This window comes from Roseofilum halophilum BLCC-M91, assembly GCF_030068445.1.
Classification (GTDB): Bacteria; Cyanobacteriota; Cyanobacteriia; order Cyanobacteriales; family Desertifilaceae; genus Roseofilum; species Roseofilum halophilum.
The window spans coordinates 39440-48147 of record NZ_JAQPOK010000118.1; the positions used below are offsets into that span (position 1 = coordinate 39440).

The 8708-nt window shown below is 47.6% G+C and carries 5 protein-coding genes; all 5 read left to right on the top strand.

Features of this window, described 5'->3' with window-relative positions:
• Nucleotides 1-29 precede the first annotated feature (29 nt).
• Nucleotides 30-1799 carry an ArnT family glycosyltransferase gene (locus tag PJF56_RS15890; RefSeq protein WP_283763673.1) on the top strand — a complete coding sequence of 590 codons (1770 nt, stop codon included), beginning with the start codon at nt 30-32 and terminating at the stop codon, nt 1797-1799.
• 26 nt (nt 1800-1825) lie between these two features.
• Complete coding sequence (locus PJF56_RS15895) at nt 1826-3421, top strand: hypothetical protein (protein ID WP_283763674.1); 1596 nt, start codon at nt 1826-1828, stop codon at nt 3419-3421.
• A gap of 1 nt (nt 3422) precedes the next feature.
• Entirely contained in the window at nt 3423-4376 is a 954-nt protein-coding gene (locus tag PJF56_RS15900; RefSeq protein WP_283763675.1) for a lysylphosphatidylglycerol synthase transmembrane domain-containing protein, read from the top strand.
• Nucleotides 4377-4395: 19 nt separating this feature from the next.
• Nucleotides 4396-5778, top strand: coding sequence for a tRNA uridine-5-carboxymethylaminomethyl(34) synthesis GTPase MnmE (mnmE, locus tag PJF56_RS15905; protein ID WP_283763676.1), 1383 nt, complete (start codon nt 4396-4398; stop codon nt 5776-5778).
• Nucleotides 5779-6038: 260 nt separating this feature from the next.
• Nucleotides 6039-8708 (top strand): glutamate synthase central domain-containing protein (locus tag PJF56_RS15910; RefSeq protein ID WP_347179560.1); only part of this gene is annotated, 2670 nt, incomplete at its 3' end.

Below are 8708 nucleotides of genomic sequence, written 5' to 3' on the forward strand. Positions count from 1 at the left end.
TTTTAAGACTGTTGCAATTCGGATGGGTAATGCTTTTATGGCTTTTGGTGAGTTTTACCGTGATAGCTATTTATTGGCGATTTTACCGAAAACATCCTCATCTCCAGCCGCAAAAAGGATTTAATATTCCTGTATCTTCAGGGATATTATTAAGTGGTTTAGGACTAATTGCGATCGCTCTTGGGATACTGGCGATCGCCGCAGCACCGAATCACTCGGACTCGATGGAGTATCATATGAGTCGTGTGGTTCACTGGATACAGAATGCTAGTGTGGCTCACTACCCCACCCATACCATTTTCCAACTGTATCAAAATCCCTGGTCAGAATTTGCGATTATGCACTTTCAGATTCTGACCAATAGCGATCGCTTTGCCAACCTCATTCAATGGGGAAGTATGGTGGGTAGCTTAATCGGTGTATCCTTAATTGCCAAAAACTTGGGCGCTTCCTTAAAAGGACAAATCCTAGCGGCTGTGTTTTGTGCCACTATTCCCATGGGAATTTTACAAGCCACCAGTACCAATAATGATTATGTCGTGGGATTCTGGCTCGTTTGTTTCGCTTACTTTACCCTGATTACCCTGAAAACAGGGGCAACCCCAGAGAACCTATTCCGATTGGGATCGAGCTTAGGGTTAGCCGTGTTAACCAAAGGAACCGCCTATATTTATGCCCTACCTTTTTGTATTTGGATCGGTTTATGGGGAATCAAAACCCTGCGCTGGAAAGCCTGGAAACCTTTTCTAATCATCACATTGCTATTTTTAGCTATTAACCTGGGTCATTATACCCGTAACTTTGCCTTATTTGCTTCTCCTCTAGGTGTTCCATCCGACGAAACCAATCAAGAGTTTAGCTGGGCTATTTTCGTCTCTGGAATAATCAGAAACTTATCCTTACATGCAGATATTGTCAGAAATTTATGGTTAGAAAAATTCATCACTCCAACTACGGGATTGACGAATAAAGTCGTAGAAATTATTCATGGTTTTTTAGGCTTAGATGTTAGCGATCCGAGAATCACCAGTCCTAAAGTAAAGGGGTTTTATGTTCCCTCTTTATCCCTCTATGAAGATACGGCTGGTAATCCCTTTCATTTATTGCTAATTATGCTATCTCTTGGCATTTTGATCGTCCGAGATAGACTCAGAAAACAGCCTTATCTTATCGCTTATTCCTTCTGCGTGTTATCTGGTTTTTTGCTCTTCTGTTTTCTTCTCACTTGGTCTCCTTACCGTTGCCGCCTGCATTTACCTTTGTTTATTCTCTTTTCGGCGGTGGTGGGTGTGGTTTTCTCAAAAACGTTCCATGCCAAGATCAATTATGTTTTGGCTCTGTTACTTCTGTTTTTGTCTCATTCCTGGGTATTGAACAACTCAGTGAGACCGTTTTTGGGTGAAAATAGTATTTTTAAGACTCCTAGAATTGAACAATACTTTAATACTCAGAAAGGTTTGCAATCTGGATATCTGCAAGCCGTAGAAACGGTTGAAGCTCAAAATTGCACTCAGGTGGGATTACTGTTAGAAAATACATCATTTGAATATCCCCTATGGAGAGGATTTCAGCAGGATCATAGATCGATCGTTTTGAGGCATATTGGTGTCAGAAATGAATCAGCCGTAAAAGCTGAGAGTTTACCTTATAGAATTTTTAAGCCTTGTACTGTTATTTATATCAATGGCAAGGAGAAAAAGCAACCCCCACAGATTAGAATAGATGGCCAACAATATCGCGAATCTTGGTCAGAAGAATCAGACCAGAAGAGAACGATTTCTGTTTTGGCAGCTCCTTAGAACTCTAAACGTTGAGTGAGAATCAGATGAGTAAAGATTTATTTGCACAAGAGGCGATCGCCCAAATTCCCAAACTGCTGACGCTCCAGGATCGGAATCCCCATAGCCCCAACTATGGCTGCTTCGATCGCAACTACTGGCAGTATAAAATTATTGATTTTCCCAGTGGCATGGCTCAGGAGTTCGTTTGGCCCCTGGCTTTAGCCTACGATACCGAGATTCCTAGCAACCCCTTCTACCAAAAACCCATTCTCCGAGATTGGGTAGAAGCGGGTATTATTTTTGCCGCTAAAAGGAGTCATGCTGATGGTTCCTGCGATGACTATTTCCCTTACGAACGGGCAGGAGGAGCCGCCGCCTTTTCCCTGCTTGCTTGCATCGAAAGCTACACCCAATTACAGCTCAATCACCAACGGGCGATCGATTTTTTTATCCAACGAGCCGATTGGTTGGCTCATCACCAGGAAAGCGGCCGACTGACGAACCATCAAGCCTTAATTGTATTGTGTTTAGAACTGCTTTCAAGACTACTAAAAACCGATCGCTGGCAGGAACAGAAAGAGCAACGTCTAGAACAAGTCTTATCCTGGCAAAATCCAGAAGGATGGTTTCAGGAATATGAAGGATGTGATTGTGGGTATCATACCTTAACCATTTCCTGTCTAGCTCGGATTTATGAACTCACGCCTAGTTCTCAACTGCAAGAGGCGATCGCCAAAGCCGTGACGCTGGCTAGTCATTTTATACATCCTGATGGCTCCTACGGTGGAGAATACACCAGTCGCAACACCTATAACTTCTTTCCCCATGGCTTTGAACTCGTGGGTAAATGGATACCTGAAGCCTTAAGCATTAACGATCAATTCCTCAAAGGACTAGCCAACGGTTTAGCCCCTTGTTATGCCGACGACCATATCATTGGTCATCATACCTGGAATTACTTACTTGCTTGGCGCGATTTTGTCCGCGATCGCCCCCCTACAGCCCCCCGTCCCAGCGATCGCCTCTGGTTACCCGCAGCCGGACTCTTAATCGATCGCCGTCAAGACACCGAACTCTATCTCGCTCTCAACAAAGGAGGAGTCTTCAAACTCTTTCGAGAAGGTAAACTCATCGCCTCAGATACCCAATTTTCCCTACAAATTCAAGATGGTAAAAAAATCAAAAATGCCGTCGCCCATTTAGTCAGTTCAGACTACCATATTCAAGTCGATGAGCATAAAATTAAAATCAATGGCGCATTCGGTTGGGCCAAACAAAAACAAATGACTCCCCTCAACCTCATGATTTTAAGAATCATCATGCTCACCCTAGGACGTTTCTTCCCCAACTTAATTCGCAAAACCCTACAAAAAATTCTGATTACCGGCAAAACCCCCGCCCCCTTCACCTTCTCGCGCACCTTAGAATGGCAAAACCAAGGTTGGAAAATCACCGATGAACTCTATGGCAAATCTTGGGAAAATGTTGTTTCAGCCGGAATTGGATGCGATCAAACCTCAATTTACGTCGTCATGAGTCGCACCTTCCAGATGGGACAATTGCAACCCTGGTTAAATTTAACCGATCGGATTAAATCCCTTAAACCCGGTCAAGTCCTAAAACTAGAACGAACCCCTTAAAATGAAACGATTTATTTCTATTTTTGTCAGCGTTGTTATCCTCCTCATTATTTATTCTAAAATTGACTTTCAGGGCTTAATCCAAGTCTTCCAGAACTGCGATCGCCTCTGGATGGTAACCAGCCTTGCCATGGTAATTCCCATCACCCTCGTCACCTCTTGGCGACTGCAACAACTGATGCCATCGGGAAATAGCCTCAGCTTTATCGAAGCCAACCGTCTGATTTTAGGGTCTAGTGTTCTCAATATGGTATTGCCTTCCAAAATGGGAGACATTGCTAAAGCCTACTTCATGAAAGATCGAGGACATTTAAGTGGTACACTCTCCCTTTCCCTAGTGGTCTTTGAAAAAGCCTGCGACATGCTATCCTTACTCCTATGGTGTGCCTTTGGCTTGATCCTTTATCCTCAAAAAGATGTCTTTTTTTGGGCCATGACGATGGCGATCGCCCTAGGATTAGTTTTAGGATTACTGCTGCTCGGCTCTAAACCATTTGCGGGCTTATTTTTTACCATCACCCTTAAAATCATCCCCCGGAAAATGAAAAGCAAGCTGCAAACCCTCCAAGACTCTTGGGGCGAAATGCACGACTATTTCTGGCAAGACAAAAAACAACTTCTGCTCACTACCGCCACCTCGATCTTTCTTTGGTTTTTACATCTGTTGCAGATTTGGTTATTTATCCTCACCTTAAACGCTTGGGTTCCCTTTTGGATCAATTTAGCCCTATCCCCCCTCGCCATTTTAGCCGGATTACTCCCCCTCACCTTTGCGGGCATTGGCACTCGCGATGCCGCTTTAATTTTCTTCTATCAATCCTATTTTGATGGAGCAACTGGGGCAGCCCTGGGATTGCTCTGTACTTCCCGCTATGTCTTGCCAGCACTCATTGGTTTACCCCTCCTAGGACAAATGATGGCGGCAGTGCAAAATGTAAAAAAGACTGACTCTTGAGAGGGAAGAAACTTACGAGATGTTGAATTCAGTTGCAGCCAAAGATACGATCGCCGCGATCGCCACGGCTATTGTGCCCCAAGCAGGCAGCGTCGGCATTGTGCGACTATCGGGAAGCGAAGCCTTGCAGATCGCCCAATTGCTCTTTGAAGCTCCCGGAAAACAGCGTTGGGAGAGCCATCGCATCCTATACGGCTATATCTGCGATCCACACACGGGGGCAACGGTGGATGAAGCTCTGCTGATGATTATGAAAGCGCCGCGCTCCTACACCCGCGAGGATGTGGTGGAATTTCACTGTCACGGGGGGATTATGGTGGTGCAACAGGTGCTGACGCTGTGCTTAGAGCAGGGCGCTCGACTGGCAGAACCGGGAGAGTTTACCCTAAGAGCGTTTCTCAATGGACGGATTGATTTAACCCAAGCCGAAAGTATCTCCGATCTGGTGGGAGCGCGATCGCCCCAAGCAGCAGAATTAGCCTTAGCGGGAATTCAAGGGAAGTTAGCCTCTCCCATTCGCCATCTTCGCAAAACCTGTGTGGAGCTGTTGGCAGAAATTGAAGCCCGGATTGATTTTGAGGACGATTTGCCCCCCCTAGATGAGCCGCAAATCATCACCGAAATTAATCAAGTATTAGACCAATTAAATAGTATTTTAGCCACGGCTAATCAGGGGGAATTGCTCCGCAGTGGCTTAAAAGTGGCGATCGTCGGTCGCCCGAATGTGGGAAAATCCAGCTTACTCAATGCTTGGAGTCAAAGCGATCGCGCCATTGTTACCGATCTACCGGGAACCACCCGCGATATTGTGGAAACCCAATTAGTCGTGGGCGGTATTCCCATTCAAGTATTAGATACCGCAGGCATTCGGGAAACCGGCGATCGCGTGGAGAAAATCGGCGTAGAGCGATCGCGCCAAGCCACCCAAAAAGCCGATCTAATCCTGTTTACCATTGACGCACAAGCCGGATGGACTACCGAAGATCGAGCCATTTATGAACAAGTTCCCCCAGAAAAAGTAATCCTGATCCTCAATAAAATCGACTTAGTGGGCGAGCTGCCCTCTGGTTTGCCGGGGGATATCGTGGCGATCGTCAAAACCGCAGCCGTCCACAAACAAGGCATTGGAGCCATTGAAGAAGCCATTCTCAATGCAGTCAACGGAGGCAACCTACAAGCCGCCAATCTCGATATCGCCATTAACCAGCGCCAAACCTTCGCCCTCAAGAGCGCCAAACTTTCCCTCGAACAAGTGCAAACCACCATTTCCGAACAACTCCCCCTCGACTTCTGGACGATTGACTTACGGGGAGCCATTCAAGCCTTGGGCGAAGTCACCGGAGAAGAAGTCACCGAATCCGTCCTCGATCGGATCTTTAGCCAGTTTTGTATCGGTAAATAACTCTCAACGCCAACAATTGCCAGAACTGACTAGAATTCGATACAATCATTATCCACATCAAAATCGGGGCCAGTCAAACCACAGCACCCTCTGGATTCACTTGTCCCGACCGAAAGCAAAAACTCTGTCAACGTCCAGCAGTAATTGATACGAAATTCTATCGATCAATAGGGATATGATGGCTGCATAGCTGACTTTACCAGCACCCATAACACACAAAGAACGCAAAATAAACAACTCCCAATCCGAAAACACCCTTAATGAATTCCATGGACAACACTTTCAATCAAGATCAACTGCATCGCCCACTCACTGGTTCTTCCGACCTGGGAACTTCAGGACGAGAAGATAAAGTTTTACGCCAACTGACGGAAGAACGAGATGCTTGCGGAGTAGGTGTAATTGCTCATCCTAAAGGCATAGCTAGTCATGATTTAATTACCAAAGCCCTATCCGGGTTAACCTGCTTAGAACATCGGGGAGGGTGCATGGCTGACCAAGACTCTGGAGATGGTGCAGGGGTGATGACGGGCATTCCCTGGGACTTATTTCAAGACTGGAGCCAGAAAGAAGGTATTACCCTACCGAATACTCGCCACATGGGGGTGGCAATGGTCTTTTTACCCCAAGATGGGGCAGCCCGAAATAAAGCCAAAGCCTTATTTGAGCAACATTTGAAGGAAGAAGGGTTGAAGCCACTGGGATGGCGTGTGGTTCCCGTAAACTTGGAGATTTTAGGGCCCCAAGCAAGGGAGAATGAACCGCAAATTGAGCAACTGCTGGTAGAATCTCCTAGTTTATCGGGAGTGGAGTTAGAGCGTCTGTTGTATTTGACACGCAAGAAAACCCATCTAGATGCCGATCGCTCCGGAGTTGAGATCTATATTGTTTCTTTTTCTACTCGACAAATACTGTATAAAGGAATGGTGCGATCGGTTATTCTGGGGGACTTTTACCTAGATCTGAAAAATCCACTCTACACCAGTTCCTATGCTATTTTTCACCGTCGCTTCAGTACAAATACGATGCCCAGATGGTCGTTGGCACAACCCCTGCGGATGTTGGGACACAACGGCGAGATTAACACCCTGTTGGGCAACTTAAACTGGATGCGGACTCGCGAAGTTGAATTCACCTCTCCTGTATGGGGCGATCGCCTCAAAGAACTGCTGCCCCTCACCAACCGCAGTGCCTCCGACTCCGCCAACCTCGATAACGTCTTCGAGTTGATGGTACTCTCCGGACGCACCCCCATGGAAGCCTTAATGATCCTAGTTCCCGAAGCCTTCCACAATCAACCCGCTCTCGACGACCACCCCGAAATCATCGACTTTTACGAATACTACGCCGGTATCCAAGAACCCTGGGATGGCCCAGCCCTACTGGTGTTTAGCGATGGTCGCTATGTAGGTGCAGCCCTCGATCGCAATGGCCTGCGTCCAGCCCGCTACAGCTTAACCAAAGATGGCTATATTGTGATTGCCTCAGAAACCGGTAGCATCCTCCTCGATGAATCCGAAGTGATCGAAAAAGGTCGTTTAGGCCCCGGACAAATGATGGCCATTGACCTAGAAAACCACCAGGTACTGCACAACTGGGAAATCAAACAACAGGTCGCCAGTCAATACCCCTATGGCGAATGGCTGAAAGCGGGAACCCATGATTTAGCTGAATTGCCTTGGAATACTCACCTGAACCTGGATGAGAAAACCCTGCTCAAATCTCAAACCGCCTTTGGCTACACCTCCGAAGATGTGGACATGGTGGTGCAGTCCATGGCAGAAATGGGGAAAGAGCCGACCTTCTGCATGGGGGATGATATCCCCTTGGCGGTGCTATCGAGTAAGCCCCATGTGTTGTATGACTACTTTAAGCAGCGCTTCGCTCAGGTCACCAACCCCCCCATTGACCCCCTGCGGGAAAAATTGGTGATGTCCTTGCAAATGCGCTTAGGTGACCATCCTAATTTGCTCGATCCCCAATCCCGGAAAACGACCCAACTGCGCCTCCCCACACCGATTTTAAGTGAGGCCGAGTTATCCACCCTGGAACATTCCCTCCTAAAAGCGCGGGAAGTTTCGACGCTTTACCCGGTGGGAGAGTCTTTGAAGGTGGCAATTGACCAATTGTGCGATCGCGTGGATGCAGCAGTTCGAGAAGGCGCGAAAGTCGTTGTTCTGACCGATCGCAACATGACCCCAGAGCAAACCTATATCCCGCCTCTGGTCGCCACCGGCGCAGTTCACTACCATCTAATTCGCAATAAACTGCGCTGCGAAACCTCCATTGTGGTGGATACAGCCCAATGTTGGAGTACCCATCATGTTGCCTGCTTAATTGGCTATGGTGCTTCGGCTGTGTGTCCCTATCTGGCTTTGGAAACCGTGCGCCATTGGTGGAGTAGCGATCGCACTCAAGGCTTCATGGAGCGCGGCAAACTGCCCAAGATTGACCTGGAACAAGCCTTAGACAACTACCGCCATGCGGTAGAATTGGGACTGCTGAAAATCCTCTCGAAAATGGGCATCTCTCTACTCTCGTCCTATCATGGGGCCCAGATTTTTGAGGCGATCGGCATTGGTGAAGACTTGCTCGATCTAGCCTTTGAAGGCACAGTGAGCAGAGTGGGCGGCCTATCCCTAGATGAGTTAGCACAAGAAACCCTACAATTCCATGCCAAGGCCTTCCCCGAATTGCAAGGCAAAAAACTGGAAAATCGCGGCTTTGTCCAGTATCGCACCGGCTTAGAATATCACATGAATTCCCCGGAAATGTCCAAGGCATTGCATAAGGCCGTTCGCGCTGTAGGGGCGGGTTTGAAACCCGCCCCTACCGAGGGTTTGAAACCCGCCCCTACCGAGGGTTTGAAACCCGCCCCTACCGAGGGTTTGAAACCCGCCCCTACCGAGGGTTTGAAACCCGCCCCTACC

Coding starts and splice junctions, on each gene's coding strand:
- PJF56_RS15890 (WP_283763673.1), top strand. CDS start 30: ATGCTTTTATGGCTTTTGGTGAGTTTTACCGTGATAGCTATTTATTGG.
- PJF56_RS15895 (WP_283763674.1), top strand. CDS start 1,826: ATGAGTAAAGATTTATTTGCACAAGAGGCGATCGCCCAAATTCCCAAA.
- PJF56_RS15900 (WP_283763675.1), top strand. CDS start 3,423: ATGAAACGATTTATTTCTATTTTTGTCAGCGTTGTTATCCTCCTCATT.
- mnmE (WP_283763676.1), top strand. CDS start 4,396: ATGTTGAATTCAGTTGCAGCCAAAGATACGATCGCCGCGATCGCCACG.